Source organism: Streptomyces sp. NPDC002520, assembly GCF_053595235.1.
Map to the genome: position 1 here is coordinate 1 of NZ_JBSFXG010000012.1, position 1,351 is coordinate 1,351.

The 1,351-nt window shown below is 71.4% G+C and carries 1 protein-coding gene; it reads right to left on the reverse strand.

The window, feature by feature from the left end; all coding sequences use genetic code 11:
* Positions 1 to 244 precede the first annotated feature (244 nt).
* Positions 245 to 1,351 (reverse strand): hypothetical protein (locus ACWD5D_RS18525; RefSeq protein ID WP_451373770.1); only part of this gene is annotated, 1,107 nt, incomplete at its 5' end.

Consider the following 1,351-nt stretch of genomic DNA (forward strand, 5'->3'; position numbering starts at 1 on the left):
GGTTGCGGGCTGCCGGGTATTCTTCCAGCATATCTCCTCACCGGAGTCGTCGGGTTTCAAACCCCCCCGGGGCCCGTTATGTACTTTGCCCAAGCTCGCCACGACGAGCTTGGGCAAAGTACTTACCGGGACCGCCAACCCGGGCCAAGTGAGTCCGATATTCCGGCTGTTCACTCGTGGTCGCTGATCTCAACCCCCGTGCCGCGCGGCTGGGCGGCGACTTCCGAAACGGGAATCCGGGCAGTCAGAGCAGGTCGTCCTCGCCCTCCAGCGAACCCCAGGCGTCCTGGTGTTGCACGAGCAGGCGCGCAATCCTGCGGTCGGCCTGCTCCTCCTCCGCCTCCTCCTGGTCCTCGGCGTCTCCCAGTTGAGGAGCCTGTTCGGCCTCGGGAAGATCGTCGGGGTCCGGCTCAGCCCAGCTCGAGAACACCTGCGCCTGCACCGTCGTCGAGCTGGGGCCCGTTCCCGAGCGGTCGGGCTGCCAGGTGGCCATGCTCGGGGCCGGCGCGCCGGGCGTCTCCCGCTCGCCGGTCCAGGTCTCCTCCTCCTCGCCGGAATAGCGGGACGCTGGACCGCCTTCTTCCTCCTCCTCGTCCGTTGCTGCGGACGACCGCAGCAACGGGATGAGCGGATCCTCTACGACGTCCCAGGCGGCGAAGTCCTCCGTCTCCGCGGCGGCTTCCCCGGGCGTCAGCGCCACCTCGGCGTCGGGAATGCCGTCGAGTGCGAAGGCGTCCTCGGATGCCTGGCCGGCGCTTCCGGCAGGCGGCGCGGGCAGCTCAGGATCCGCGGCGAACGACGCCGGCACCGACGCCGGGAAGAACGCGGCGCCGTCCTCCTCGTCCTCGTCCCGTGACCGTCGACGTTCCGCCGCCTGTTCGGCGGCGGACCGGCTGATGAGTGCGGCCTGTGCCCACAGTGCGGCTTCGGCTGCCTCGCCCCAGCCACGGCTCGGCGGACTGCCCTCGGCACCGGCACCGACTCCGGGCGCGAACGGTGTGTCGGACGTGCCGAGCTCGGCCGGATCGTCAGCAGTGGTGTCGGTCCAGGCCGCATCCTCCCCGTCCGCCAGACGGGAGCTCGTGCTGCTCTCCTCTGCGGTGCGGGCCCGTTCACCGGGCGGCGCCGGCACGAACGGGGGGACGACGGGTGCCATCGGCACTGCCGATGAGCCCTCGCCGCTGTCGGGGAGAACCAGCCGGTCCGCACCCTCACCGAATGCCGCGCTCGGCTCGCCCAGGTCCTGGTCGAAGTCGCCGGACCACGCGTCGGTGGTGGCGTCGAGCAGCCCGGAAGCATCCGACGGCTCCCCGCCACCGCTCTGCCCACCCCCGACACCGCCACCCGCACC